The 26,689-nt window shown below is 63.3% G+C and carries 20 protein-coding genes; 12 read left to right on the forward strand and 8 right to left on the reverse strand.

The features are described 5' to 3' along the window. Window positions 1–2 precede the first annotated feature (2 nt). The 4 genes from crcB to ftsK form a co-directional block, all read right to left on the reverse strand. A complete protein-coding gene (gene crcB, locus IRZ56_RS01315; protein WP_196143246.1) occupies window positions 3–377 on the reverse strand; it encodes a fluoride efflux transporter CrcB in 375 nt (124 codons plus the stop codon). After that, window positions 374–1,699: a replication-associated recombination protein A gene (locus tag IRZ56_RS01320; protein ID WP_196143247.1), complete on the reverse strand. Its 1,326-nt coding sequence runs from the start codon at window positions 1,697–1,699 to the stop codon at window positions 374–376. Before IRZ56_RS01320 ends, crcB begins: the two co-directional genes overlap by 4 nt. An 11-nt stretch (window positions 1,700–1,710) precedes the next feature. Continuing rightward, window positions 1,711–2,334, reverse strand: a complete 624-nt coding sequence (lolA, locus tag IRZ56_RS01325) for an outer membrane lipoprotein chaperone LolA (RefSeq protein WP_196143248.1) — start codon at window positions 2,332–2,334, stop codon at window positions 1,711–1,713. A 62-nt stretch (window positions 2,335–2,396) separates the two neighbouring features. After that, the gene (gene ftsK / locus IRZ56_RS01330) at window positions 2,397–4,811 is read right to left on the reverse strand and encodes a DNA translocase FtsK (RefSeq protein ID WP_196143249.1); all 2,415 of its coding nucleotides are present in this window, start codon (window positions 4,809–4,811) and stop codon (window positions 2,397–2,399) included. A gap of 384 nt (window positions 4,812–5,195) precedes the next feature. On the opposite strand from ftsK, the gene aat reads away from it, so the two are divergent. From aat to infA, 3 genes are all read left to right on the forward strand, one after another. Beyond that, on the forward strand, window positions 5,196–5,876 hold the full coding sequence (aat, locus tag IRZ56_RS01335; RefSeq protein WP_196143370.1) for a leucyl/phenylalanyl-tRNA--protein transferase: 681 nt from the start codon (window positions 5,196–5,198) through the stop codon (window positions 5,874–5,876). 55 nt (window positions 5,877–5,931) lie between these two features. After that, complete coding sequence (locus IRZ56_RS01340; protein ID WP_084855706.1) at window positions 5,932–6,639, forward strand: arginyltransferase; 708 nt, start codon at window positions 5,932–5,934, stop codon at window positions 6,637–6,639. Between the two features lie 103 nt (window positions 6,640–6,742). Further along, complete coding sequence (gene infA / locus IRZ56_RS01345) at window positions 6,743–6,961, forward strand: translation initiation factor IF-1 (RefSeq protein WP_002553999.1); 219 nt, start codon at window positions 6,743–6,745, stop codon at window positions 6,959–6,961. Between the two features lie 160 nt (window positions 6,962–7,121). On the opposite strand, the gene clpA is transcribed toward infA, so the two are convergent. Further along, window positions 7,122–9,392 (reverse strand): ATP-dependent Clp protease ATP-binding subunit ClpA, encoded by a 2,271-nt coding sequence (clpA, locus tag IRZ56_RS01350; RefSeq protein WP_196143250.1) that lies wholly within the window; start codon window positions 9,390–9,392, stop codon window positions 7,122–7,124. 30 nt (window positions 9,393–9,422) lie between these two features. Next, window positions 9,423–9,785, reverse strand: a complete 363-nt coding sequence (gene clpS, locus IRZ56_RS01355) for an ATP-dependent Clp protease adapter ClpS (RefSeq protein ID WP_043212233.1) — start codon at window positions 9,783–9,785, stop codon at window positions 9,423–9,425. A 229-nt stretch (window positions 9,786–10,014) separates the two neighbouring features. Between clpS and cspD the strand changes: the two genes are divergently transcribed. After that, the gene (cspD, locus tag IRZ56_RS01360) at window positions 10,015–10,272 is read left to right on the forward strand and encodes a cold shock domain-containing protein CspD (protein WP_196143251.1); all 258 of its coding nucleotides are present in this window, start codon (window positions 10,015–10,017) and stop codon (window positions 10,270–10,272) included. Between the two features lie 70 nt (window positions 10,273–10,342). Here cspD and icd read toward each other — a convergent pair whose 3' ends face one another. Further along, window positions 10,343–11,599 (reverse strand): NADP-dependent isocitrate dehydrogenase, encoded by a 1,257-nt coding sequence (gene icd / locus IRZ56_RS01365; protein WP_196143252.1) that lies wholly within the window; start codon window positions 11,597–11,599, stop codon window positions 10,343–10,345. A gap of 429 nt (window positions 11,600–12,028) precedes the next feature. On the opposite strand from icd, the gene IRZ56_RS01370 reads away from it, so the two are divergent. The 8 genes from IRZ56_RS01370 (at window position 12,029) to IRZ56_RS01405 (ending at window position 22,179) form a co-directional block, all read left to right on the forward strand. Then, a complete protein-coding gene (locus IRZ56_RS01370; RefSeq protein ID WP_196143253.1) occupies window positions 12,029–14,254 on the forward strand; it encodes an NADP-dependent isocitrate dehydrogenase in 2,226 nt (741 codons plus the stop codon). A gap of 199 nt (window positions 14,255–14,453) precedes the next feature. Next, window positions 14,454–14,894, forward strand: a complete 441-nt coding sequence (locus IRZ56_RS01375) for an NUDIX hydrolase (protein WP_196143254.1) — start codon at window positions 14,454–14,456, stop codon at window positions 14,892–14,894. A 58-nt stretch (window positions 14,895–14,952) separates the two neighbouring features. After that, window positions 14,953–16,077 (forward strand): tRNA 2-thiouridine(34) synthase MnmA, encoded by a 1,125-nt coding sequence (gene mnmA, locus IRZ56_RS01380; RefSeq protein WP_196143255.1) that lies wholly within the window; start codon window positions 14,953–14,955, stop codon window positions 16,075–16,077. Further along, the gene (hflD, locus tag IRZ56_RS01385) at window positions 16,074–16,700 is read left to right on the forward strand and encodes a high frequency lysogenization protein HflD (RefSeq protein WP_196143256.1); all 627 of its coding nucleotides are present in this window, start codon (window positions 16,074–16,076) and stop codon (window positions 16,698–16,700) included. Before mnmA ends, hflD begins: the two co-directional genes overlap by 4 nt. Before the next feature lie 237 nt (window positions 16,701–16,937). Beyond that, the gene (gene purB, locus IRZ56_RS01390) at window positions 16,938–18,308 is read left to right on the forward strand and encodes an adenylosuccinate lyase (protein WP_196143257.1); all 1,371 of its coding nucleotides are present in this window, start codon (window positions 16,938–16,940) and stop codon (window positions 18,306–18,308) included. An 81-nt stretch (window positions 18,309–18,389) separates the two neighbouring features. Continuing rightward, the gene (locus IRZ56_RS01395; RefSeq protein WP_196143258.1) at window positions 18,390–19,556 is read left to right on the forward strand and encodes a cupin domain-containing protein; all 1,167 of its coding nucleotides are present in this window, start codon (window positions 18,390–18,392) and stop codon (window positions 19,554–19,556) included. Next, entirely contained in the window at window positions 19,549–19,983 is a 435-nt protein-coding gene (locus IRZ56_RS01400; protein ID WP_196143259.1) for a GNAT family N-acetyltransferase, read from the forward strand. Before IRZ56_RS01395 ends, IRZ56_RS01400 begins: the two co-directional genes overlap by 8 nt. Before the next feature lie 222 nt (window positions 19,984–20,205). Then, on the forward strand, window positions 20,206–22,179 hold the full coding sequence (locus IRZ56_RS01405) for a DNA topoisomerase III (protein WP_196143260.1): 1,974 nt from the start codon (window positions 20,206–20,208) through the stop codon (window positions 22,177–22,179). A 9-nt stretch (window positions 22,180–22,188) separates the two neighbouring features. On the opposite strand, the gene IRZ56_RS01410 is transcribed toward IRZ56_RS01405, so the two are convergent. Further along, window positions 22,189–26,646, reverse strand: coding sequence for an NEL-type E3 ubiquitin ligase domain-containing protein (locus IRZ56_RS01410; RefSeq protein ID WP_196143261.1), 4,458 nt, complete (start codon window positions 26,644–26,646; stop codon window positions 22,189–22,191). Window positions 26,647–26,689 lie beyond the last annotated feature (43 nt).

Genomic DNA, 26,689 nt, shown 5'->3' on the forward strand with positions numbered 1-26,689 from the left:
GTTCAGAATTTGGTCAAGGACAGGCCGGCCCAAGTGGCCAACAGCCCGCCCACTACGCTGATCGCGCTATAACCCAGGGCCAGCGGTACTTGCCCGCTTTCCATCAGGCGCACGGTATCCAGCGAAAAAGAGGAAAACGTCGTCAGGCCACCCAGAAAGCCGACGATCAGGCCCGCGCGCAACTCGACCGGTGCCAGCGGCTTGTGCAGGAACACGCCGTAGAGCAGGCCGATCAGCAGGCAGCCGACCAAGTTGACCGCCAGCGTACCGAGATAGAAGTGGCGTGGCCAGTGGGCAGAGACCCAATTGGCCGTGGCGAAGCGCAGCAAGGTGCCGGCTATACCGCCGGCACTGACCGCGGCGACCAGGGCAATCATGGTTTTCTCCGCTGGCGGGGGCTGCTGCGGTCGAGGTCGGCCAGGTGGCGCAGTTTCTCGCCGATCTTCAACTCCAAGCCTCGCGGCACTGGCTGGTAGTACTGGCGCGGCTCGAGCTGCTCGGGGAAGTAGTCCTCGCCTGCGGCGTAGGCGTCCGGCTCGTCGTGGGCATAGCGGTATTCTTCGCCATAGCCCAGTTGTTTCATCAGTTTGGTCGGCGCATTGCGCAGGTGCAGCGGCACCTCCAGCGAGCCGTGCTCGGCCGCCTCGCGCATGGCCGCCTTGAAGCCCATGTACACCGCATTGCTCTTCGGCGCGCAGGCGATGTAGGTGATGGCCTGGGCCACCGCCAGTTCGCCTTCTGGGCTGCCCAGGCGTTCCTGAACGTCCCAGGCCGAAAGACACAGGCTCAGGGCACGAGGGTCGGCATTGCCGATGTCCTCGCTGGCCATGCGCACCACGCGGCGGGCGATGTACAGCGGGTCGCAGCCACCGTCGAGCATGCGCGCATACCAATACAGGGCCGCATCAGGGTTGGAGCCCCGCACCGACTTGTGCAACGCAGAAATCTGATCGTAGAAGGCCTCGCCACCCTTGTCGAAGCGTCGGCGGCTGTCGCCCAGCAGGCTTTGCAGCAGCTCGACGCCGATCTCCTCGCCATCGTCGGCCAGGTCCGAGGCGTTCTCCAGCAGGTTGAGCATGCGCCGGCCATCGCCGTCGGCGGCGGCCATGAGCATCTGGAAGGCTTCGTCGCCCACCCGCAGCTGGCGCGCGCCAAGGCCACGCTCTTCGGTCAGGGCGCGGTTGACCAGTTTACGCAGGGCCGCTTCATCCAGGCTCTTGAGCACATACACCCGCGCCCGCGAGAGCAAGGCGTTGTTCAGCTCGAAAGACGGGTTCTCGGTGGTGGCGCCGATGAAGATCAGCGTGCCGTCTTCGACATAGGGCAGGAAGGCATCCTGCTGGGACTTGTTGAAGCGGTGTACTTCGTCGACGAACAGGATGGTCCGGCGGCCGTACTGGCCGGCCTGCTGCTTGGCCACCTCGACGGCCTGGCGGATCTCCTTGACCCCCGCAAGCACCGCCGACACCGTTTCGAAGTGTGCGTCGCAGAACTGCGCCAGAAGCCGCGCCAGGGTGGTTTTGCCGACCCCGGGTGGCCCCCAGAAGATCATCGAATGCAGCGCACCCTGCTCCAGCGCCTCGCGCAGCGGCTTGCCGCGCGCCAGCAGGTGCTCCTGGCCGACGTACTCGTCCAGGTTGGACGGACGCAGCCGGGCGGCCAGGGGCTGGGCGACGGGTTCGCTTCGAAACAGGTCCATGATGGCTCTCGTTATTCCTGGATGACGTCAGCGCCTTCCGGGATCTTGAACTGGAACGTGCTCGCCGGGATCGGCTCGTTGGCCTTGACCCCGTTGAACAGGATATTGGTACGCTGGCCCACGCTGTCGACCAGTTGCATGTCATTGATCAGCCCGCGGCGGAACGACACGCGCAGCGAGTCGAACAGCGTGTCCTTGGTCTTGGGCTTCAAGGTGAAGTCCATGACTTCGCCCTGCTCCTTGGAGGTGATGTCGAAGCTCTGGCTGATCTTCGACACATCGCCGGACAGCAGCAGCGCCGGGGTCTGGTTCAGGCGTACGTCGAGCTTCTTGACCGTGGCCTGCTCCAGATCCGGGTCCCACAGGGTGACTTTCTGACCATCGGACACCACCACCTGCTCCTGGGGCGCATCGGTGTGCCAGTAGAACAGGCCTGGGCGCTTGACCGACATCTGCCCACTGGTCTCCTGCAAGCTGGTGCCGCTGGCGTCCAGGGTCAGCTGGGAGAAACGGGCGGAAAGGGTCTGGGACTTTTCCAGCAACTGGGTCAGGCGCGCCACATCCTTCTCGTCGGCATGGGCCGACACCGCGCCCAGGGCCAGGGCAGAAACCAACAGCATGCGAATCGCGCGCATGGGAATCCTCGTCGAACAGTGGGTAGGCCGGGCACCGCCATTGGCACCCGGCAAGGTGATCATCAATCGCGCGGGCCACCCGGGGCAATCACTTCCCGCGAGCCGTTGCTGTTCATGGGGGTGACCACGCCGGCCATCTCCATCGCCTCGATCATTCGCGCGGCACGGTTGTAGCCGATCTTGAGCTTGCGCTGCACCGCGGAAATCGACGCCCGGCGGCTTTCCAGCACGAACTGCACCGCTTCGTCGTACAGGGCGTCGGCTTCCGGGTCGTCGCCGTCGCCACCACCACCGCCGCCGCCTTCGAAGCCGCTGCCGGCCTCCTCGACGCCGTTGAGGATGTCGTCGTTGTAGTCCGGCGCACCGCGCATCTTCCATGCCTCGACCACGCGATGGACCTCGTCGTCGGAGACGAATGCGCCATGCACGCGGATCGGCAGGCTGGTGCCCGGCGGCATGTAGAGCATGTCCCCGTGGCCAAGCAACTGTTCGGCACCGCCCTGATCGATGATGGTCCGCGAGTCAATCTTGCTCGACACCTGGAACGCCATACGCGTCGGGATGTTGGCCTTGATCAGGCCGGTGATCACGTCCACCGAGGGGCGCTGGGTGGCGAGGATCAGGTGGATACCGGCGGCGCGGGCCTTCTGGGCGATACGGGCGATCAGCTCTTCCACCTTCTTGCCGACGATCATCATCATGTCGGCGAATTCGTCGACGATCACCACGATGGTCGGCAGCGTCTTCAGTGCCGGCGGCTCGTCGTCCATGCTCTCGCGGCGATACAGCGGGTCGTGGATGATCTCACCGGCCTCCTGGGCGTCCTTGATCTTGCGGTTGAAGCCGGCCAGGTTACGTACACCCATGGCCGCCATCAGCTTGTAGCGCCGCTCCATCTCGGCCACGCTCCAGCGCAGGGCGTTGGCAGCGTCCTTCATGTCGGTGACCACCGGGCACAGCAGGTGCGGGATGCCCTCGTAGATCGACAGTTCGAGCATCTTCGGGTCGATCATGATCAGCCGCGCGTCTTCCGGGCTGGACTTGAACAGGATCGACAGGATCATCGCGTTCACGCCCACCGACTTACCGGAGCCGGTGGTACCAGCCACCAGCAAGTGCGGCATCTTGGCCAGATCGGTGATCACCGGCTTGCCGCCGATGTCGTGGCCCAGGGCCAGGGTGACCGGCGACTTCTGCTCGTCGTACTGCGGCGTAGAGAGCACCTCGGAGAAGCGCACCATCTGCCGGTTCTCGTTGGGGATCTCGATACCCACGGTGGTCTTGCCGGGGATGACCTCGACCACGCGCACGCTGGTCACGGCCAGCGAACGCGCCAGGTCCTTGGCCAGGTTGGCGATACGGCTGACCTTGACGCCGGCAGCCGGCTGGATCTCGTAGCGGGTGATCACCGGGCCCGGGTGGATCGAGTCCACCGATACTTCGACGCCGAATTCCTTGAGTTTGATTTCCAGCAGGTGGCCGACACCGGCCAGGGACTCTGGCGAGTATTCGATCTTCTTCTGCTCGGCCGGGTCGAGGATGGAGATCGATGGCAGGGTGCCCTCGACGGCGCTGTCGACGAACAACGGCGCCTGTTTTTCCTTCATCACCCGCTTGCTCGGCTCCGGCGCCTTGACCGGGGCCGGCATGATCACCGGGGCCGGCTGCTGTTCGCGCTGGGCCACATGCTTGGTCAGGGCCTCGTCGCGTTCGATGATGCGCTCGCGGGCCTTGGCCTGTTCGCGTTTGTCCGGCACCACCGGCGCCACCACTTCGTCGACCTGCTCGTCCACCTCGCGCAACTGCGCCACCAGGCGCTTGCGCTCGTTGCGGGCCTCCCACCAGCGGTTGGCCGCGCCCTGCACCAGCTCGAACAGATCGAGGGTGATCTTGCCGGTGATGTCCATCACCTTGAACCACGACAGGTCGGTGAACACCGTCAGGCCGAACAGGAACAGGGCGATGAACATCAAGGTGCTGCCCTGCACGTTCAGCAGGTTGCGCGCCAGCTCGCCCAGGCTCTCGCCCAGGGCGCCGCCCGCGGAGAACGGCATGCTCGCCGGCGGGTGGAAATGGATATGCGCCAGGGCCGCGCCCGACAGCACCAGGAACACCAGGCCGATGAGCCGCCAGGAGAACAGCCAGCCGCTCCACTCCCAGGGCTGATGGCGCTCACGGAAGATCTGCCAGGTCTTGATCGCCAGCAGCAACGGGAAGATGTAGGCGAAGTAGCCCAACACCATGAACAGGATATCGGCGAAATAGGCACCGGCACGGCCGGCGGCGTTCTGCACCTGGTCGACGTTGCTGGTGTGGCTGAAGCCCGGGTCTGCCGTGTCGTAGGTCAGCAGTGCCATCCACAGGTACAGGCACAGGGCACCGACAGCGATCAACGCGCCTTCCTTGAGGCGGTAATGCAGCTGCTGGCGCCACAGGGGCACGGGCAAGGGGGTCGGGGTTGCGGTGGATTTCTTCAAAACGCGTCTATTCCTGCGCTTGCTGCGCGTCCAGTAGTGTGTCCGGTCAATGAACCACTACTTTTAACATTACTGCCCGCCAGTCGCCATGGCAGCGCGCCACGGGCATGAACGGGGCGGATTCCCTATGGGTGCAATTTGAGCACGCATTTACTTTCGTGACAAAGGCTTATGCTGTGTTTTTGCACAGGTGTGACAGCAAATACGCCGGATGGTGCCGGTGGCGGCATGCATGTGCATGAAATCGCCCCGCACAGCGGTCTGGCCCACCGCCATCGCCGGCAATCCGGCTCCTACGACGCCAGGCCGGCACAAGGCCAGAGATTGACCTCCTCGACCCTGCACGCCATGCTGCCCTCTCCCCTCCCCCACCACCGAAAGACCATGCTCACCTGGCTGACCCGCGATTCCCTGACCTTCCCGCCCCTGGACAAGGCCCTGCACGACCCCAACGGCCTGCTCGCCGCGGGCGGCGACCTGACCCCGGAGCGCCTGGTGCAGGCCTATCGCCATGGCTGCTTCCCCTGGTACCAGGACGGCCAGCCGATCCTCTGGTGGTCACCCGACCCTCGCACCGTGTTGTTCCCCGACGAATTGCATGTATCCCGCTCGCTGGCCAAGTTCATCCGCCAGGGCCATTACCAGGTCAGTTTCGATACCGACTTCGCTGCGGTCATCGCTGCCTGCGCCGCCCCGCGCGACTACGCCGACGGCACCTGGATCACCGACAGCATGCAAGCGGCCTATTGCGAGCTGCACCGGCGCGGCATCGCCCACTCGGTGGAGGTGCGCCAGAACGGTGAACTGGTCGGCGGCCTGTATGGCCTGGCCATGGGTCGGCTGTTCTTCGGCGAATCGATGTTCAGCCGCGCCGACAATGCCTCCAAAGTGGGCTTCGTCGCCTTGGTCGAGCACCTGAAGGCCGCCGGCTTCGTACTGATCGACTGCCAGATGCCGACCAACCACCTGCACAGCCTTGGCGCCCGCGCCATCAGCCGGGCCAGCTTCGCCGAGCACCTGGCGCGCCACCTCGACCAGCCCAACACGGCCACCTGGGCTCGCTAGGCGAGTTCTGCCAGCTGGCTTACACTTAAATCAAAGTCTTGCCGAGGGGTCGATCATGACAGAGCTGGCGCGGTTGAAGTTCTATGCCACTCAGCCCCACGCCTGCAGTTACCTGCCGGACGAGCAGGCGACTACGCTGTTCCTGGACCCCAGCCAACCGATGGACGTGCATGTGTATGCCGACCTTTCGGAAATGGGTTTCCGCCGCAGTGGCGACCACCTGTACCGCCCCCATTGCCAGCATTGCAATGCTTGCGTGCCTGCCCGCATCCCGGCGGCGCGCTTCATTCCCAACCGCCAGCAACGGCGCATCCTCAAGCGCAACGCCGACCTGACCGTCACCGCTGCCCGCCCGGCCTTTCGCGAAGAATATTTCGACCTCTACCGGCGCTACATCGAGCAACGCCACGCCGATGGCGACATGTACCCGCCGAGCCGTGACCAGTTTTCCACCTTCCTGGTACGCGACCTGCCGTTCTGCTGGTTCTATGAATTCCGCCTCGAAGGCCGGCTGATGGCCGTGGCCGTGTGCGACCTGCTGCCCAACGGCCTGTCGGCGGTCTACACCTTCTACGAACCGGAAGAAGAACGCCGCAGCCTGGGGCGCTACGCCATCCTCTGGCAGATCACCGAAGCCCTGCGCCAGGACCTGGAAGCGGTCTACCTGGGTTACTGGATCAAGAACTGCAAGAAAATGAACTACAAGACCCAGTACCGGCCTATCGAACTGCTGATCAACCAGCGGTGGGTTACCCTCAATTGAAAGCATTGGCTTGAAACACAGTTTTCGGGCATAATCCACGCCACTTTTTTTGCCCGGTGCAGTTGTGCGTCGGGCCATCACTGGATACCGAGGGCTTTACTGCATGTCGAAAGAAGACAGCTTCGAAATGGAAGGTACTGTCGTCGACACCCTGCCCAACACCATGTTCCGCGTGGAGTTGGAAAACGGGCACGTCGTAACCGCGCACATCTCTGGGAAGATGCGCAAGAACTACATCCGCATTCTCACTGGCGACAAGGTCCGCGTCGAACTGACGCCGTACGACCTGAGCAAGGGCCGCATCACCTACCGTGCGCGCTAAGCTCCAGCCATGAAAAAGCCCGGCCATGTGCCGGGCTTTTTCATGCCTGTCAGATATAGAGGGCTGCTTTGCAGCCATCGCGAGCTGCGCTTGCTCCTACGGGGTTATGCATCCCGTAGGAGCGAGCAAAGCTCGCGATGGCCGCAACGCGGCCCTGCTGTCACGCAACCTCGGCCGTGGTCTCGAAGTCGAACACCAGCTCGCCATCACGCAGGTCAACGTGCACCACCCCGCCATGCTCGGACAGCTCGCCGAACAGGATCTCCTCGGCCAACGGCCGCTTGATCTTGTCCTGGATGAGCCGCGCCATGGGCCGTGCACCCATCTGCACGTCGTAGCCGGAGGCGGCCAGCCACCCGCGGGCGTCATCGCTGACTTCCAGCAGCACACGCTTGTCCTCGAGCTGCGCCTGCAGTTCGATGAGGAACTTGTCGACGATGCTCTTGATGGTTTCGTGACTCAGGCGGCCGAACTGGATGATGGTGTCCAGACGGTTGCGGAACTCGGGCGTGAAGCTCTTGCGGATCACTTCCATGGCATCGGAAGTGTGGTCCTGCTGGGTGAAGCCGATCGAGGCCCGCGCGGCGGTTTCGGCGCCGGCGTTGGTGGTCATGATCAGAATCACGTTGCGGAAGTCCGCCTTGCGCCCGTTGTTGTCGGTCAAGGTCCCGTGGTCCATCACCTGCAGCAGCAGGTTGAAGACTTCCGGGTGGGCCTTCTCGATTTCGTCGAGCAGCAGCACGCAGTGCGGTTGCTTGGTGATCGCCTCGGTCAACAGGCCACCCTGGTCGAACCCGACATAGCCTGGCGGTGCACCGATCAGGCGCGACACGGTATGCCGCTCCATGTACTCGGACATGTCGAAGCGCACCAGCTCGACGCCCAGGGCCTTGGCCAACTGGCGTGCGGCCTCGGTCTTGCCCACGCCGGTGGGGCCGGCGAACAGGAACGAACCGACCGGCTTGTCCGGCGCCTTGAGCCCGGCACGGGAGAGCTTGATCGCGGTCGCCAGCGAGTCGATGGCGGCATCCTGGCCGAACACGGTGAGCTTGAGATCACGCTCGAGGTTACGCAGCAGCTCCTTGTCGGAACTGGTGACATGCTTGGGCGGGATCCGCGCGATCTTGGCGACGATGTCCTCGACCTGCGACACGTCGATGCGCTTGACCCTGTTGGCCTCCGGCTGCAGGCGCTGGTAGGCGCCGGCCTCGTCGATCACGTCGATGGCCTTGTCCGGCATGTGCCGGTCATTGATGTAGCGCGCAGCCAGTTCGGCGGCGGCGCGCAGGGCCTCGTCGCTGTACTCGATGTTGTGGTGGGTCTCGAAGCGGCCCTTCAGGCCACGCAGGATGCCCACGGTGTCTTCCACCGACGGCTCGGTGACGTCGACCTTCTGGAAACGCCGCGCCAGGGCCCGATCCTTCTCGAAGATACCGCGAAACTCCTGGAACGTGGTCGAACCGATGCAGCGAATATCCCCGGAGGACAGCAGCGGCTTGAGCAGGTTGGACGCATCCATCACCCCGCCCGATGCCGCACCGGCACCGATGATGGTGTGGATCTCGTCGATGAACAGGATCGCCTGCGGACGCTTGCGCAGCTCGCCGAGCAGCGCCTTGAAGCGCTTCTCGAAGTCGCCGCGGTACTTGGTACCGGCCAGCAAGGCGCCGAGGTCGAGGGAGTAGACGACGCTCTGGGCCAGCAGGTCAGGCACCTGGCCGTCGACGATACGCTTGGCCAGGCCTTCGGCGATGGCGGTCTTGCCCACGCCAGCCTCACCGACCAGCAGCGGGTTGTTCTTGCGCCGGCGGGCGAGGATCTGGGCGACCCGCTCGACTTCCTGTTCGCGACCCACCAGTGGGTCGATGCGGCCCAGGCGGGCCAGTTCGTTCAGGTTGCTGGCATAGGCGTCCAGGGGGTTGCTCGAGGACGCGGCTTCGCCACCTTCCTCGTCCTGCATGTCCTGGTCGCTTTCGCTGTGCGAACCGTGGCCCGGCACCTTGGAGATGCCATGGGCGATGTAGTTGACCACGTCGATGCGCGCCACGCTCTGCTGCTTGAGCAGGAACACGGCCTGGCTTTCCTGTTCACTGAAGATCGCCACCAGCACGTTGGCGCCGGTGACTTCGCGCTTGCCGGAGCTCTGCACATGGAACACGGCACGCTGCAGGACGCGCTGGAAGCCCAGGGTCGGCTGGGTTTCGCGGTCCTCGTCATGAACGGGAATCAGCGGTGTGGTGGAATCGATGAACTCTTGCAGGTCGTGCTTGAGCTTGTCGAGATTGGCACCACAGGCGCGAAGAACGGTCGCGGCGGCCTCGTTGTCAAGGAGTGCAAGCAGCAGGTGTTCGACGGTCATGAACTCATGACGCTTCGAACGAGCCTCCTTGAAGGCCAGATTGAGGGTGACTTCGAGCTCGCGGTTTAACATAGCTTCACCTCATACCCAAGTGGTCGGCGATTAACCGTCCTTCTCGATTTCACAGAGTAGCGGATGCTGGCTTTCCCTGGCGTATTGGTTGACCTGCATGGCCTTTGTCTCGGCGATGTCACGGGTAAACAATCCGCACACTGCCCGCCCTTCGGTATGGACGGTCAGCATGATCTTGGTCGCCAGCTCGCGGTTCAGATTGAAGAACGTCTCGAGCACTTCGACGACGAAATCCATTGGCGTGTAGTCATCGTTGAACAAAACCACCTTGTACATCGGTGGCGCCTGCAGGATCGGCTTGGCTTCCTGTACCGCCAGACCGGAGCCGTCGTCCTCGTTCGATTGCGGGCGATCCTGATTGAATGTTAGTCGAATCTGGCTGAGTGGTTGCATGGAAAGAATTTCATCATATCGACAGGTTAAGGTAGTGGGTTGACCGCGCAGGCCGCTTCCGGCGCGGGCGCCGTCTGACCTTGACTATCGGCAAAACGGTGTTACAACCAATAAGAACCCACCGTGGTCGATAAAGATCCGCGCAGTCAACCAGATTTTTTCGCATGGTTCGTATGCGGATGACCGGATGATACTCCAGTGATGGAGTCCTTTGCAGAGGGACATGAGGATGGCGAGCGGTAAAGTCAAGTGGTTCAACAATGCCAAGGGCTATGGTTTCGTCAACGAGGAGGGTAAAAGCGAAGACCTGTTCGCCCACTATTCGCATATCCAGATGGACGGCTACAAGACGCTCAAAGCTGGCCAGTCCGTGACCTTCGACATCGTCCAGGGTCCCAAAGGGCTGCACGCCGTGAACATCGCCAACACTGGCGCCACCCAGGCCAAGGTCGAGGCCCAGCCGGCAGGCGACACCGTACAGGCCTGACCCGCCCCACCTTCTGCAGGCACATCGGCAGCCGGCCAGCCCCGCAAGGGCTGGCCGGTTTTCATTGGCCTCACATGTGCTTGATCATTTCGTCGCCGAAGCCGGAGCTGCTGACCAGCGTGGCCCCTTCCATCAAGCGCTCGAAGTCATACGTGACGGTCTTGGCGGCGATCGCGCCATTGGTCCCCTTGATGATCAGGTCGGCCGCCTCGGTCCAGCCCATGTGGCGCAGCATCATCTCTGCCGAGAGGATCACCGAACCCGGGTTGACCTTGTCCTGCCCGGCATACTTGGGCGCGGTGCCATGGGTAGCCTCGAACATGGCCACGGTGTCGGAGAGGTTGGCACCCGGGGCGATGCCGATGCCGCCGACCTCGGCCGCCAGGGCATCGGAGAGGTAGTCGCCGTTGAGGTTGAGGGTCGCGATCACATCGTATTCGGCTGGGCGCAGCAGGATCTGCTGGAGCATGGCGTCGGCAATCGCGTCCTTGACGATCACCTCACGGCCGCTCTTGGGGTTCTTGAACTTCATCCATGGGCCGCCGTCGAGCAGCTCGGCGCCGAACTCGTCCCGGGCCACCTCGTAGCCCCAGTCCTTGAAGGCCCCTTCGGTGAACTTCATGATGTTGCCCTTGTGCACCAGGGTCAGCGACTCGCGGTCGTTGTCCACCACATACTGCAGGGCCTTGCGAACCAGGCGCTTGGTGCCTTCCCGGGAGACTGGCTTGACGCCGATGCCGCAGTCCTGGTCGAAACGGATCTTGGTGACACCCATTTCCTCCTTGAGGAACTTGATCACCTTGTTCGCCTCCGGGGAACCGGCCTTCCATTCGATGCCGGCATAGATGTCCTCGGAGTTCTCGCGGAAGATCACCATGTCGACATCGCCCGGCTTCTTGACCGGGCTCGGCACGCCCTGGAACCACAGCACCGGGCGCAGGCAGACGTACAGGTCCAGCTGCTGGCGCAAGGCCACGTTCAGCGAGCGGATGCCGCCACCGACTGGCGTGGTCAGTGGGCCCTTGATCGACACGACGTAGTCGCGCACCGCATCGAGCGTTTCCTGGGGCAGCCAGGTGTCCTGGTCGTATACCTGGGTGGCCTTCTCGCCGGCATACACTTCCATCCAGGCGATCTTGCGCTTGCCACCGTAGGCCTTCTGCACGGCGGCATCCACCACCTTGATCATCACCGGCGAAACATCGACACCGATACCGTCGCCCTCGATGTACGGGATGATGGGGTTGTCGGGAACGTTGAGCGAATGGTCTGCATTGACGGTGATCTTGGCACCGTCCGCCGGAACCTTGATTTTCTGGTATCCCATGCTGCACTACTCCGCTTTTTCCAGGTGTGATTGGACATCCTGCGATCCAATGAGCCTAAACCACATCCGCCGACCTGCAAGGGATGCGACAACCGACCACATTGCGGATACGTCTTTGGTCTTATAAATGGGCCGATATCACTTGGCCTTGCTGAATCGCCCGAATGGTTTGGTATACTGCGCCGCGACCGAAGGGTCATCGGGGCGATCCCTAGGCAAAATGCGGACCGCCCTTGGCCATGAATGGATACCAAGCCTGGCCACTAAGCCTGTGCTGTTACCGCAGCCCAGCACTTGACGCTCGACTGATGCATCCACCATCACCGCTCGCAGCCTCTCGACTTTCCGCTCATGGCACTGCCAGAGCGATGCGCCTACCCTGCGCACCACGAGACTCGAGCACGCTCAGCACACAGAGAGTTAACCCGCATGCCCACCCGTTCCAAGATCATCTATACCTTCACCGACGAAGCCCCCGCCCTCGCCACCTACTCGCTGCTGCCGATCATCGAAGCCTTCACCGCTTCGGCTGACATCGCCGTCGAAACCCGCGACATCTCCCTGGCTGGCCGTATCCTCGCCGCCTTCCCGGAGCAACTGGGCGCAGAGAAGCAAGTAGGCGATCACCTGGCGGAACTGGGCCAGCTGGCTACCACCCCTGAAGCCAACATCATCAAGCTGCCGAACATCAGCGCCTCGGTACCGCAGCTCAAGGCCGCGATCAAGGAACTGCAAGCCAAGGGCTTCAACATCCCGGACTACGCCGACGAGCCGGCCACCGCGGAAGAAAAAGAGTCGCGCGCCCGCTACGACCGCATCAAGGGCTCTGCGGTGAACCCGGTACTGCGCGAAGGCAACTCCGACCGCCGCGCCCCGCTGTCGGTCAAGAACTACGCCCGCAAGCACCCGCACAAGATGGGCGCCTGGGCCGCCGACTCCAAGTCGCACGTTGCCCACATGACCCAGGGCGACTTCTATGGCAGCGAGAAAGCTGCGCTGATCGAAGGCGATGACAGCCTGCGCATCGAGCTGGTCGCCAAGGACGGTTCCACCACCGTCCTGAAGGAAAAGACCGCCGTCAAGGCCGCCGAAGTCATCGACTGTGCCGTCATGAGCCGCAAGGCCCTGAAAGCCTTCATCGCCGAGCAGATCGCCGATGCCAAGGCCTCCGGCGTGCTGCTGTCGGTACACCTTAAAGCCACCATGATGAAGGTTTCCGACCCGATCATGTTCGGCGTCATCGTCGAAGAGTTCTACAACGACGTGCTGGCCAAGCACGCCGCTGCACTGGCCGAAGTGGGCTTCAATGCCAACAACGGCATCGGCGACCTGTACGCCCGCATCAAGGACCTGCCAGCCGACAAGCAGGCCGAGATCGAAGCCGACATCCAGGCCCTGTACGCCGTTCGCCCGGCGCTGGCCATGGTCAACTCCGACAAAGGCATCACCAACCTGCATGTACCAAGCGACGTCATCGTCGACGCCTCGATGCCTGCGATGATCCGCGACTCGGGCAAGATGTGGAACACCGCCGGTGAACTGCAAGATGCCAAGGCCATCATTCCTGATCGCTGCTACGCCGGCATCTACCAGGCCGTGATCGAAGACTGCAAGGCCAACGGTGCCTTCGACCCGACCACCATGGGCAGCGTGCCGAACGTCGGCCTGATGGCGCAGAAAGCCGAAGAGTACGGCTCCCACGACAAGACCTTCCAGATCAAGGCCGACGGCGTCGTACGCGTGGTCGATGGCAAGGGCCAGGTGCTGCTGGAACAGAGCGTCGAGGCCGGCGACATCTTCCGCATGTGCCAGACCAAGGACGCGCCGATCCAGGACTGGGTCAAGCTGGCCGTCAACCGTGCCCGCCTGAGCAACACCCCGGCGGTGTTCTGGCTCGACCCTGCCCGCGCCCACGACGGCGTGATGATCGAGAAGGTGCAGAAGTACCTGAAGGACCACGACACCAGCGGCCTGGACATTCGCATCCTGGCTCCGGTCGATGCCATCAAGTTCTCCCTGGCCCGTATCCGCGAAGGCAAGGACACCATCTCGGTGACCGGCAACGTACTGCGCGACTACCTGACCGACCTGTTCCCGATCATGGAGCTGGGCACCAGCGCCAAGATGCTGTCGATCGTCCCGCTGATGAACGGCGGTGGCCTGTTCGAAACCGGTGCCGGCGGTTCGGCACCTAAGCACGTGCAGCAGCTGGTCGAAGAGAACTTCCTGCGTTGGGACTCGCTGGGTGAATTCCTGGCCCTGGCCGCCTCCCTGGAGCACCTGGGCAACACCTACGACAACCCGCGCGCCAAGGTCCTGGCCAACACCCTGGACCAGGCCACCGGCAAGTTCCTCGATACCAACAAGTCGCCTTCGCGCAAGGTCGGCGGTATCGACAACCGCGGCAGCCACTTCTACTTGACCCTGTACTGGGCCGAGGCACTGGCCGCCCAGAACGACGACGCTGCCCTGCAGGCACGCTTCGCCCCTCTGGCCAAGACCCTGGCCGAGAACGAAGCGACCATCGTCGCCGAACTGGCCGCCGTCCAGGGCAAGCCGGCCGACATCGGTGGCTACTACGCCCCGGATGCCGAGCTGACCGCCAAGGTGATGCGCCCAAGCCAGACCCTGAACAGCGCCATCGCCGCCCTGTAAGGTTCGCTTGAAGTAACAGCACAAACCCCGGCCACGCACCGGGGTTTGTGCTTTCTGGGAACAAGGGCTGCTATGCAGCCCATCGCCGACAAGCCTGCACAGGTACTGCATCAGGCTCTATGTTTGCGCAGTACCTGTGGGAGCTGACTTGCCGGCGATGGGCCGCAAAGCGGCCCCAGCAATCCAAAGGGACATATCAATGACCTGGCAACCCCACATCACCGTCGCCACCATCGTCGAACACGAGGGCAAGTTCCTCTTCGTAGAAGAGTTCAAGGCCGGCCAGCACGTGTTCAACCAACCCGCCGGCCACCTGGAGCCCAACGAGACCCTGCCCCAGGCCGCCCTGCGCGAAACCCTGGAGGAAACCGCCTGGGAGGTCGAGCTCACCGGCGTGGTCGGCATCTACCTCTATACCGCCCCCAGCAACGGCGTGACCTACCAGCGCATCTGCTTCGCCGCCCGCCCCGTGCGCCACCACGAAGGCCGCGCCCTGGACAGCGACATCGTGCGCGCTGTCTGGCTGACCCGTGAAGCGCTGCTGGCCGACCCTATACGCTGGCGCAGCGAGCTGGTGCCACGCTGCCTGGACGACTACCTCGCCGGCCCGCTGCACAGCCTCACACTGCTACGCGACTGACGCGAAGCCCCCGGCCTGATAGAATCGGAATTTTTCCCCCAGATACACACCGGTAGCCATGACCAGCCCAGCACTCAAAGACCCCGCCAAGACCCGCGTCATCGTCGGCATGTCCGGCGGCGTGGACTCTTCCGTCTCCGCCCTTCTGCTCATGGAGCAGGGCTACCAGGTGGAAGGTCTGTTCATGAAGAACTGGGAAGAAGACGACGGCACCGAATACTGCACCGCCCGTGAAGACCTGGCCGACGCCCAGGCCGTGTGCGACCGCATCGGCATCAAGCTGCACACCGCCAACTTCGCCGCCGAATACTGGGACAACGTGTTCGAACACTTCCTGGAAGAATACAAGGCAGGCCGTACGCCGAACCCGGACATCCTCTGCAACCGCGAGATCAAGTTCAAGGCGTTCCTCGACTACGCCCTGTCCCTGGGCGCCGACCTGATCGCCACCGGCCACTACGTGCGCCGTCGCGACACCGGCGAGCTCACCGAGCTGCTCAAGGGCCTGGACCCGAACAAGGACCAGAGCTACTTCCTGCATGCCGTCGGCGGCAAGGAAATTGCCCGCACCCTGTTCCCGGTGGGCGAACTGGAAAAGCCCGAGGTGCGCGCCATCGCCGAGAAACACGGCCTGGCCACGGCCAAGAAAAAGGACTCCACCGGCATCTGCTTCATCGGCGAACGCCGCTTCAGCGACTTCCTCAAGCAGTACCTGCCCGCCCAGCCCGGCGACATCGAGACCACTGACGGCGAAGTGATCGGCCGCCACCACGGCTTGATGTACCACACCATCGGCCAGCGCCAGGGCTTGGGCATCGGCGGCCTGAAGGACGCCGGCGACGAGCCGTGGTACGTGCTGCACAAGGACCTTACCCGCAACGTGCTGGTGGTCGGCCAGGGCAATGAACACCCCTGGTTGTTCTCCCGCGCCCTGCTGGCCTCGGATATCTTCTGGGTCAACCCGATCGACCTGGTCAACCCGCGTCGGCTCACCGCCAAGGTGCGCTACCGCCAGGGCGACCAGGCATGCACCCTGGAACGCACCGAGAGCGGCTACCGCGCGGTGTTCGACGAGCCGCAGCGCGCCGTCACGCCAGGCCAGTCGGTGGTGTTCTACGATGGCGAGGTGTGCCTGGGCGGCGGCGTCATCGAGGCTGCCGAGCCCTGGAGCCCGCGCCAATGAACAACATCCAGGAGCAACTGATCGCCTTGGGCGGCGTGTTCCAGGCCGCGGTGCTGGTCGACCGCATCGCCCGCACCGGCCAGGCCAGCGAGGCCAACATCGGCTGCATGCTCGGCAGCCTGCTGGTCCGCGACCCCAGGGACACCCTGGAGGTGTTCGGCGGCGACGACCTGAACCTGCGTGACGGCTACCGTGCACTGGTCGGTGCCCTGGAGCGCGACCCCAGCAGCCTGCAACGCGAGCCTCTGCGCTATGCCCTGTCGATGCTGGGCCTGGAGCGCCAGCTGGCCAAGCGCGACGACATGCTCGACACCATCGGCAAGCGCCTGCCGCAGATCCAGGCCCAGGCCGACCACTTCGGCCTGGTTCACGATAATGTCATCGCTTCCAGTGGAGCCTTGTACCAGGACACCCTGAGCACTCTGCGCCAGCGGATCCAGGTGCACGGCGACATGCGCTTCCTGCAGCAGGCCGGTAACGCCTCGAAGATCCGCGCCCTGCTGCTGGCTGGCATCCGCGCCGCGCGCCTGTGGCGCCAACTGGGCGGGCACCGCTGGCAGCTGGTGTTCAGCCGGCGCAAGTTGCTCAACCAACTGTACGACATGATGCGCAGCCCCTCCTGACAGGGGTTTGACAGTTCCGGCCCTATCGCCGGCAAGCCAGCTCCCACAGGTACTGCATCGGCCTTGGGCACAGTGCAAATCCTGTGGGAGCCGGCTTGCCGGCGATAGAGCCGGAACAGGCAATACACAATGCCGCACCTGATATATGGCCTGACCTTTGGTCAGCCACCCGACTCGGGCGCATTTTTCATGTATGATATGCGCCCTTCCAAAAGCCTGACTGTCCGAGAACACCCCATGCAGCTCTCCTCGCTCACTGCGGTTTCCCCTGTAGACGGCCGCTACGCCGGCAAAACCCAGGCCCTGCGCCCCATCTTCAGCGAATTCGGCCTGATCCGTTTCCGCGCCCTGGTCGAGGTGCGCTGGCTCCAACGCCTGGCCGCCCACCCGCAGATCGGCGAAGTGCCGGCGTTCTCCGCCGAAGCCAACGCCCTGCTGGACAGCCTGGCCACCGATTTCAAGCTCGAGCATGCCGAGCGCGTCAAGGAAATCGAGCGCACCACCAACCATGACGTCAAGGCCATCGAGTACCTGCTCAAGGAGCAGGCCGCGACCCTGCCGGAACTGGCCAAGGTCAGCGAGTTCATCCACTTCGCCTGCACCAGCGAGGACATCAACAACCTGTCCCACGCCCTGATGCTGCGCGCCGGCCGTGACGAAGTGCTGCTGCCGCTGATGCGCCAGATCGCCGACGCCATCCGCGCCCTGGCCCACCAGTACGCCGACGTGCCGATGCTGTCGCGCACCCACGGTCAGCCGGCTTCGCCGACCACCCTGGGCAAGGAACTGGCCAACGTGGTGTACCGCCTGGAGCGCCAGATCGCCCAGGTCGCCGCCGTGCCGCTGCTGGGCAAGATCAACGGCGCCGTGGGCAACTACAACGCCCACCTGTCGGCCTATTCGCAGGTCGACTGGGAAGCCAACGCCCGCGCCTTCATCGAAGACGAGCTGGGCCTGGTGTTCAACCCCTACACCACCCAGATCGAGCCGCATGACTACATTGCCGAGCTGTTCGACGCCATCGCCCGCTTCAACACCATCCTGATCGACTTCGACCGCGACGTGTGGGGCTACATCTCCCTGGGCTACTTCAAGCAGAAGACCGTCGCCGGCGAAATCGGCTCCTCGACCATGCCGCACAAGGTCAACCCGATCGACTTCGAGAACTCCGAAGGCAACCTGGGTATCGCCAACGCGCTGTTCCAGCACCTGGCCAGCAAGCTGCCGATTTCCCGCTGGCAGCGCGACCTGACCGACTCCACCGTGCTGCGCAACCTGGGCGTGGGCTTCGCCCACAGCGTCATCGCCTACGAAGCCAGCCTCAAGGGTATCGGCAAGCTGGAAATCAACACCCAGCGCATCGCCGCCGACCTGGACGCCTGCTGGGAAGTGCTCGCCGAGCCGATCCAGACCGTCATGCGCCGCTTCAACATCGAGAACCCCTACGAGAAGCTCAAGGAGCTGACCCGTGGCAAGGGCATTACCCCTGAAGCGCTGCTGACCTTCATCGACGGCCTGGACATGCCGGCCGAAGCCAAGGCCGAGCTCAAGCTGCTCACCCCGGCGACCTACATCGGTAACGCGGCAGCCCAGGCCAAGCGCATCTAAGCTGACCCTCGCGTTCAACGCCCGGCTTGGCCGGGCGTTTTTATTCCCGGATAAAAACTAAGTTTTTTCAATAGGTTGAACATGAATCCTGATACTCCACTGCAGCTGCTTGGTGGTCTGACAGCCCGTGAATTCCTGCGTGACTATTGGCAGAAGAAGCCCCTGCTGGTGCGCCAGGCCTTCCCGGACTTCGAAAGCCCCCTCGACCCCGACGAGCTGGCCGGCCTGGCCCTGGAAGAGGAAGTCGAGTCGCGCCTGGTGCTCGAGCACGGCGAGCGCCCCTGGGAACTGCGCCGCGGCCCGTTCGCCGAGGACAGCTTCGCCGACCTGCCGGCGCGTGACTGGACCTTGCTGGTCCAGGCCGTGGACCAGTTCGTGCCGGAAGTGGCCGAACTGCTGGAGCACTTCCGCTTCCTGCCCAGCTGGCGCATCGACGACGTGATGGTCAGCTTCGCCGCGCCCGGCGGCAGCGTCGGCCCGCATTTCGACAACTACGACGTGTTCCTGCTCCAGGGCCACGGCAAGCGCAACTGGAAGGTCGGCCAGATGTGCGACAGCGACAGCCCGTTGATCGAGCACGCCGACCTACGTATCCTGGCCGACTTCGAACAGAGCGACGAGTGGACCCTGGAGCCAGGCGACATGCTCTACCTGCCGCCACGCCTGGCCCACTATGGCGTGGCCGAGGACGACTGCCTGACCTACTCGGTAGGCTTCCGCGCCCCGAGCGCCGCCGAGGTACTGACCCACTTCACCGACTTCCTCAGCCAGTTCCTGCCCGAGGAAGAGCGCTACAGCGACGCCGACGCCCAGCCGGCCAGCGACCCCCACCAGATCCAGCATGACGCCCTGGACCGCCTCAAGGCACTGTTGGCCGAGCACATGGGTGACGAGCGCCTGCTGCTGACCTGGTTCGGCCAGTTCATGACCGAGCCGCGTTATCCGGAGCTGGTGTCGGGCGAGGAGCTGAGCGAAGACGACCTGATCGACAGCCTGGAACAGGGCGCCATCCTGATCCGCAACCCCAGCGCGCGCCTGGCCTGGTCGGAAGTCGACGACAACTTGCTGCTGTTCGCCAGCGGCCAGAGCCGCCTGCTCTCGGGCCACCTGCGCGAGCTGTTGAAGCTGGTGTGCGCCGCCGACGCCCTGCACATCGAAAACCTTGTACAGTGGCTCGAAGACGAAGAAGGCCTGACACTGCTTTGCCAACTGGTCAAACAAGGAAGCCTGGGATTTGCCAATGAATAAGATCAGCGTTCGCCTCGCCGACTGGCACAAAGACAACGCCGATATCCGCCGCATCCGCGAAGCGGTGTTCGTTGCCGAGCAGCACATTCCGCCGGAGCTGGAGTTCGACGCCGAGGACCAGGACGCCCTACACTTCCTGGCCCTGGAAGGCGACTACCCGATCGGCACCGCCCGGCTGCTGCCCGACGGCACCATCGGCCGCATCTCGGTGCTCAAGGACTGGCGTGGGCTGAAGGTCGGCGACATGCTGGTGCGCGCGGTGATCGTCGAGGCGCAGAACCGCGACCTCAAGCAGCAGATGCTCAGCGCCCAGGTACATGCCACACCGTTCTACGAGCGCCTGGGATTCCGCGTCGTCAGCGAGGAATTCCTCGAGGCCGGCATCCCGCACGTGGACATGGTCCGCGACTCGCGCGAACTGGCCTGACGCCACACCCCTGTAGGAGCGGCCTCGTGCCGCGAGCGGGTAGCACGCAGCCCCAGCTACCTTGGCGCACCGGGGCCGCTTTGCGGCCCTTTCGCGGCACGAGGCCGCTCCTATAGGTCTGCGTCACCCGAAAAACTGTATATCCATCCAGATAAAGCTTGCCTACACGCCCTGGCTTGCGCATTCTAGTGCTCATCATTTCTCGATGAAGCAATCCCGGCCATGCGCCTGTATCTTTGCGAAAAACCCTCCCAGGCAAAAGACATCGCCAAGGTCCTCGGCGCCAACCGCAAGGCCGACGGCTGCTGGCAGGGCCCCGACGTCTGCGTGACCTGGTGCATCGGCCACCTGCTCGAAACCGCCCCGCCCGACAGCTACGACGAACGCTACAAGCGCTGGAACCTGGCCGACCTGCCGATCATCCCCGAGAAATGGAAGATGCTGGTCAAGCCCAAGACCGCCAGCCAGTTCAAGGCGGTCAAGCGGCTGCTCGGCGAAGCCCGGGAATTGGTGATCGCCACCGACGCCGACCGCGAAGGCGAAATGATCGCCCGCGAGCTGGTGGAGCATTGCCGTTACCGAGGGCCTGTCCAGCGCCTGTGGCTTTCGGCCCTGGACGACGCCTCGATCCGCAAGGCACTGGCCCGCCTGCTGCCGGGACAGCAAACCTACAGCCTGTACCATTCGGCCCTGGGCCGCTCCCGTGCCGACTGGCTGATCGGCATGAACTTGAGCCGCCTGTTCACCCTGCTCGGCCGTCAGTCCGGCTACCAGGGCGTATTGCCCGTAGGCCGGGTGCAAACACCGACCTTGCGCCTGGTGGTGGACCGCGACCGTAGCATCGCCGACTTCGTGCCCGTGCCCTACTGGGCCATCGAGGTGCAGCTGGAAAGCGCTGGCAGCGTCTTCAATGCCCAGTGGCGCGCGCCCGAAGACGCCTGCGACGACCAGGGCCGTTGCCTGAACCAGGCCCTGGCCCAGCAGGCCGCTGCCGCCATCGGCGCCGCTGGCAGCGCCCAGGTGACCCAGGTCGCCACCGAGCGCGTACGCGAAGCCGCCCCCCTGCCCTTCGACCTGGGCACCCTGCAGGAAGTGTGCTCGAAGAAGCTCGGCCTCGGCGCCCAGGAAACCCTGGACATCGCGCAGGCCTTGTACGAAACCCACAAACTGATCACCTACCCGCGCAGCGACTGCGGCTACCTGCCACTCAGCCAGCATGCCGAGGCGCCGGCGATCCTGGCGGCCCTGCAACGCGCCGACGCCAGCCTGGCGCCGCTGCAGCCGCACCTGGAACCGCAACGCCGCTCGCGTGCCTGGAACGACGCCAAAGTCAGCGCCCACCACGGCATCATCCCCACCGCCGCCGCCAGCGACCCCTCGCGCCTGCCGCCCAAGTACAAGGCGGTGTACACGCTCATCCGTGCTCGCTACCTGGCGCAGTTCCTGCCCAACCACGAGTACGACCGCACCCAGGCCGAGTTCGACTGCGCCGGCCACGCCCTGCGTGCGGTGGGCAAGCAGATCGTCGAGCCAGGCTGGCGCCGCGCCCTGCCCGAGGCGCTGACCCCAACCAAAGGGCGCGAGGCGCCGCCCGCTCAAGTATTGCCACCGCTGCGCGAAGGCCAGGACTGCGCCGTGCAGGGTCTGCAACTCAAGGACTTATGGACCCAGCCGCCCAAGCCCTTCACCGAGGGCGACCTGATCAAGGCCATGAAGAACGTCGCCAAGCTGGTCGACGACCCGCTGCTCAAGCAGAAGCTCAAGGAAACCACTGGCATCGGTACCGAAGCCACCCGCGCCAGCATCATTCAGGGCCTGCTCGATCGGGGCTATCTGGTCAAGAACGGCAAGGCCCTGGCCGCCACCCCGGCGGCCTTCAGCCTGATCGAGGCCGTGCCCCGGGCCATCGCCGACCCTGGCACCACGGCCATCTGGGAACAGGCGCTGGACATGGTGCAGAGCGGCGAAATGAGTCTGGAAGAGTTCGTCGCCCGGCAATCGGCGTGGATGGGCAAGCTGGTGCAGCGCTGCAGCGGCATGCGTCTGACCATCAGCGGCCCGCCCGTGCCCGCTTCGGGCAAAGGCGCGCCGTGGAAAAAGAAGCGCAAAAGTAGCCCCAAGGCCAAGGCGGCGGGTGAAGCCACCAAAGCGGCCAACGGCAAGGTCAGGCCGAGCCGACGCAAGGTAACCCGCTGACGGGCGAACTCAGATCGCCAGGTCGTAAATGATCGGCACCTTCCAGCTCGCCCCGTACTTTCTCAGTGCCTCGCTGGTGAGCGTACGCAACATGCCCGGTTTCACGGCCTGGATCACTCCCCACAGCTGCGCCGCGCCTTCATCGTCCCCCGCGTCGCAAAGCGTGCTGTATTCATCCTGGAGTGCCTGGGGCACTTCAAACCTATGACCGTAGGTCTTTTCCAGGTGGCTCACCCATACGCTGCGCTGCAGCAGGGCCTCGACCAGGATGCTTTCGGTCTGCTCCGACGTGATCCTGTCCCGTATCGCGTCGAGGGTTTCCTCATCTGCCTCGGCGAAAAAAGGGTGGCGAATGGTCAACCGGTTGAGGCCCAGATCCAACGCGTCATTGAGCCCGATCCGAAAATACAGCAAGGCCTCCACCGCCTCGCGCCCGTCGCCTCTCATGTTCAATGCATGCTCGCGGGCAGCTTCGTCTACCTGGTCCAGCCGCCATAGTCTTCCCAGCAGGCCCACCAGCGCTTCCTCCGCGACACCATCGCGCTCCGCGGCCCATACCGTCCGGTTTATCTCCAAATTGCTGAAGCAGGTAATGGCATTGTCTTCGCAGTGTGCGTTCACGGCCAATGCAAACAAGTGCGTCCTCAACGCCGGATCATCCATCAAATCCACCATCAGGGTGTACAAGCGGTTGGCCAAATCAGTGGCGTGGTCTTCGTTGGAGAAGCCTATCGACCTGGCCACCCTCGCCACCAACGTGAAGAACTCATGCGCCTCGGGGTACTGCTCCAGCTCGACCCAGGCCAACGCCATGCTGTCTCTGACCGTCGGATCGACACGGTCTTGCCAACGCAAGCGCATCGGCACTTCACTCCACCTCGGCTCCTGCCAGTCCCTCGGCTCAGGTGCGTATAGAGCATCGTCAATACGGACCCTGCCCTGCGCCCACAACTGCGAATGAACGACCGTACTGGGGATACTGATGCGGGCGTTGCCTCGTATATCGAAGTTGGAGATCCTGGCATGCAGCACAATCCCTGTAGGTATGGACGCCAGGTTGGCGTTGTTGAGCAACAGTGTATTGAGCATTGGTAAGGATCGAATGTCAGGCGCCCGCCCCAACGGGTTGTTGGACATATTCAAATAGACCAGCGACCTGCAGCGAGACACCCAGGTGGACTGAATGCCGTCCAGGTCAATCTTGTTATTGGAAAGGTCGAGTACGTTCAACTTCGTATCGAATGCCTTGTGCAAAGGCACCCGCTCGATCTTGCAACCGGTCACCTCCAACCGTCGTAAATTGACGAATGCAGCGAGGAACGTGCTCGGTATCTGCTTCAACGGCATTGCCCGCAGCAACAATTCTGAAACGTGCGGAAACTCAACGCCGGGGAACAAGCTCGGCAACGTTGTCAGCCGCGAAAACAAGACGCCCGCGATCGTCAATGTATCGTCCGGCTCATCACGTGCACGGGTCTTTCGCGGGATCAAGCGCTTCCAGGCCTTGAGCAAAAGCGCCTTGGCCAGGCGACGGCACTTTATTTCCCTCGGCGAACTCAGCGCATTCACCCAGACCCAATAGTTGAGGTTCTCGCACAACGCACGGTATTCGACTTTCAGTTCGCCGAGCACCACGCCAGGGACCTGGCTCTTGTTGCGAATCCCTTGCAACCACTGCTCGACTTCCTCGTCGCTGAAATCTGGATAGAAGTAGCGCAACCGTGTTTGAAGGGACTTGGGTTGGCGCTTGCCGACCTGATATAGATCACTGCTCAACGTGTAGTCGTCATGCTCTACAGACAAATCAGGCAAAGCCAGGAATGCACGACCATTGGCCAACGCCTGCGCCACTTGCTCACGGTGGTCGAGCAACAGCCCGACCAAGCGGGCCCGCAACGTCAATGCAAAGGTTTCGTCCTCGCCCGAGCCTTCGTCCTGTCCCTGCGCGAAAGCGCTGGCAAGGGTCAGGAACAACTCCCCCGGTTCACCGATATCCCGCCCTTGGTCATCACGTAAAAGGAACTGCCCATCCTGGCAGATCAGGCTGAACATGACGTCTTCGCCCTGGAACCTCAGTGAAGGCGCCTGCCCGTCGTCAACGATCAGTTCCCAGCCTGGCCCGGCAACGGCGTCGGGGAACGCTTCCAGCAGGCTCACTGCCAAGCGGGCAAGGTCCAGGCCCTGCGGTATTTCAAAGCACAACGCCTCGAATGCACGCACACTGCGGATCCGTGCGGCATGTACGCCGGCCCATTCAGCCAGGCGTGGCGGAACCTGTCCGTTCTCCAGCGCTTGCAGGTCGTCATCGCTGGTGATGTGCAATAACTGCTCTGCCGCCAGGCGATGCAGGCCAGCAAACGTCTGGCGCAAGAGACGTGTGTCATCCGTAACGGCGTCCAGCTCGCGGTACAGGTGCTGAAAGAGTTCGCGTCGGTGCGTCCAGGCCAGGTCAGCCAAGTTGTCATCGCTCGTATCACCCGTCGGTCTCAAGTCTCGTACCCGCGAAAGCAATGCCTGGTCCAGGATCGGTTGCCCGTAATGCAACCGGCTCGCCAAGTCGTACACGCGGTTGACCAACCGAACCCGCTGAACCGTATCGACCAGTTCGGCGTCCGGTGCCCTGGCATACACATGCAACCCCCTGAGGTAGTCGGCATCCAGGCCATGTATCGCCATGACCTGGTCGATCTGTTCGTCACGAAGCTTGCCGAATGCCCCGCCCAGGCGCCGGAACATACGCCGGGCATCTGTCCATTCCACCGGCTGCTCGCACCAAAGCCGCCAGGCGCCTGCCTGGTTGTGCAGTACTTCCGGGGCATGACCATCCTGGGATTTCAAATGCCAGGTGTCATGGTCACGCTTGAGCACTTCATAGAACTGGCCATCGATCTCTATCCAGTGCCGTTCGCCCAGGCTGCGGACCCCAAGCTCATCCGATGCCGCCTCAGCCGGCGGCTCGCTGAGAAACGGCGCAAGGTCCTGGTTCCACAGTTTCTCCGTACCGTCCTCCAGCAGGACCGGCACCAACTGGTCCACCACCTCGGCCCGTGCCCAGTTCGACCGCAATGTGTCGAACCCCTCGCCCACCCCGCCCGAGAGCGTCATGCCATCGATGACATGAACCACATGATCGAGCGCGGCCGTAGTGTCTCCGTCCCGCCAATCCTCGATGGCGTGAAACACCTCTTCGAGCATGCTCCATACATGCGCCAGATGAAGGATCTCGCCAACCTCCGGCACGAACAGCTGTGCCATTTCCAGCAACGTCCTGCCTTCAGCCTCCAGGCGCTGGTCATGTGCCTTCTGCACGGCGCGGTCCAGTCGCGCCACCGGCGTGGCGATCATTGCAGCATCGTCCTTGACCTGGGCGACGCGCGCCGCCGCCAGATACTCGAACAATGGCCTGGGGTAGGCCTTCAAGCTTTCGTCCAGGCCCTCTATTTTCAGCGCTACCGCGTTGTCCAGGCGACTCAGGGCAGCGGAAAAGAAACGTTGGCTGTCGCGATAGCGCACGAATCGCCTGAAGAACTGCCGGTATTCAGACTGGGCCAAGCGCTTGGCCAACGTACCTCTGGCGAAGTCGTTGATGTTGCTGGCTGAGTGCCAGGGGCCGTGCGGATCGCCTGGAATATGAACCAGCACGCGCTGGCTGGTATTTGCCAACTGGTGCTCCTCGACGGCCACCAGCACGACGATCTGCTGCAGATCGCAAGCGAACGCACGTAGTCGGCAGGCGATGACAGGAGCCCCTCCCAAGCCCCCTGGCTTGCCGTGCCGATAGAGCGCGATCACCACACCCAGTTCGTCCCACGACAAAACGTCTTGTTCATACGCCTTGAAGGCATCGAGCAACATGGAAGAGCGCTGCAGTTGCGCTATGGACTGCTTGAAATCCAGACCGTTACCTGCCGATGACTTGAAAACCGAGTCGAGGTGCTGCTGGTATTGCACGCCCAGGTCAAGTGTCCGGCACAGCTCGGCAAATGCCCGCGCACTCGGTTGTGCCACGGTATTGCCGGATACGTCGACCAACCTATTGTGCTTTGGCTGGCCATCAGGCTTGGTTTCATCCAGCGTGAAGTTGCGTAAGGCAGCACTCAGCAAAGGGACGTCGTAATAATCGGTATCCTGCAATGGTAAGCGGCCGGCCCAGGGGCTCTGTTCAGGCGAGGTGAAGAAGTACTGGCGACGAAAGTACTGGGTGTCGATATCGACATCGGCACCCACCTGTTCGTGTATCGCAGCCTGGAGCATTCGTTTGCCGAAAACGTCGATCTGCTCTATCCGGGCCCAGTAGCGGACCAGGCGCTGTCGGCTTGCCAGGCCATCCTCCAGCGCCTCCACCAGATCCAGGTAATACATGTCGTGCACCTGGGTAATCCACCCGGGCAAACGCCTGGCGATCAGGCGATCCTGGAACTGTTGCGCGACTGCCAGCGTGTCCACGCCTTGGGAAACGTTACCCATGTGCCTGCCTCCGACTGTGTAGGAAGGGGGCGAGATTAATCAC

The organism is Pseudomonas guariconensis (assembly GCF_015680235.1).
Taxonomy (GTDB): domain Bacteria; phylum Pseudomonadota; class Gammaproteobacteria; order Pseudomonadales; family Pseudomonadaceae; genus Aquipseudomonas; species Aquipseudomonas guariconensis_A.

Bases quoted from the DNA above. Each gene is read 5' to 3' on its own strand.
- IRZ56_RS01340 (WP_084855706.1), top strand. From the start codon at position 5,932: ATGACAGAGCTGGCGCGGTTGAAGTTCTATGCCACTCAGCCCCACGCC.
- IRZ56_RS01400 (WP_196143259.1), top strand. From the start codon at position 19,549: ATGAATAAGATCAGCGTTCGCCTCGCCGACTGGCACAAAGACAACGCC.
- hflD (WP_196143256.1), top strand. From the start codon at position 16,074: ATGAACAACATCCAGGAGCAACTGATCGCCTTGGGCGGCGTGTTCCAG.
- icd (WP_196143252.1), bottom strand. From the start codon at position 11,599: ATGGGATACCAGAAAATCAAGGTTCCGGCGGACGGTGCCAAGATCACC.
- IRZ56_RS01375 (WP_196143254.1), top strand. From the start codon at position 14,454: ATGACCTGGCAACCCCACATCACCGTCGCCACCATCGTCGAACACGAG.
- clpA (WP_196143250.1), bottom strand. From the start codon at position 9,392: ATGTTAAACCGCGAGCTCGAAGTCACCCTCAATCTGGCCTTCAAGGAG.
- crcB (WP_196143246.1), bottom strand. From the start codon at position 377: ATGATTGCCCTGGTCGCCGCGGTCAGTGCCGGCGGTATAGCCGGCACC.
- clpS (WP_043212233.1), bottom strand. From the start codon at position 9,785: ATGCAACCACTCAGCCAGATTCGACTAACATTCAATCAGGATCGCCCG.
- IRZ56_RS01370 (WP_196143253.1), top strand. From the start codon at position 12,029: ATGCCCACCCGTTCCAAGATCATCTATACCTTCACCGACGAAGCCCCC.
- aat (WP_196143370.1), top strand. From the start codon at position 5,196: ATGCTCACCTGGCTGACCCGCGATTCCCTGACCTTCCCGCCCCTGGAC.
- infA (WP_002553999.1), top strand. From the start codon at position 6,743: ATGTCGAAAGAAGACAGCTTCGAAATGGAAGGTACTGTCGTCGACACC.
- cspD (WP_196143251.1), top strand. From the start codon at position 10,015: ATGGCGAGCGGTAAAGTCAAGTGGTTCAACAATGCCAAGGGCTATGGT.
- IRZ56_RS01320 (WP_196143247.1), bottom strand. From the start codon at position 1,699: ATGGACCTGTTTCGAAGCGAACCCGTCGCCCAGCCCCTGGCCGCCCGG.
- IRZ56_RS01405 (WP_196143260.1), top strand. From the start codon at position 20,206: ATGCGCCTGTATCTTTGCGAAAAACCCTCCCAGGCAAAAGACATCGCC.
- purB (WP_196143257.1), top strand. From the start codon at position 16,938: ATGCAGCTCTCCTCGCTCACTGCGGTTTCCCCTGTAGACGGCCGCTAC.
- IRZ56_RS01410 (WP_196143261.1), bottom strand. From the start codon at position 26,646: ATGGGTAACGTTTCCCAAGGCGTGGACACGCTGGCAGTCGCGCAACAG.
- mnmA (WP_196143255.1), top strand. From the start codon at position 14,953: ATGACCAGCCCAGCACTCAAAGACCCCGCCAAGACCCGCGTCATCGTC.
- IRZ56_RS01395 (WP_196143258.1), top strand. From the start codon at position 18,390: ATGAATCCTGATACTCCACTGCAGCTGCTTGGTGGTCTGACAGCCCGT.
- lolA (WP_196143248.1), bottom strand. From the start codon at position 2,334: ATGCGCGCGATTCGCATGCTGTTGGTTTCTGCCCTGGCCCTGGGCGCG.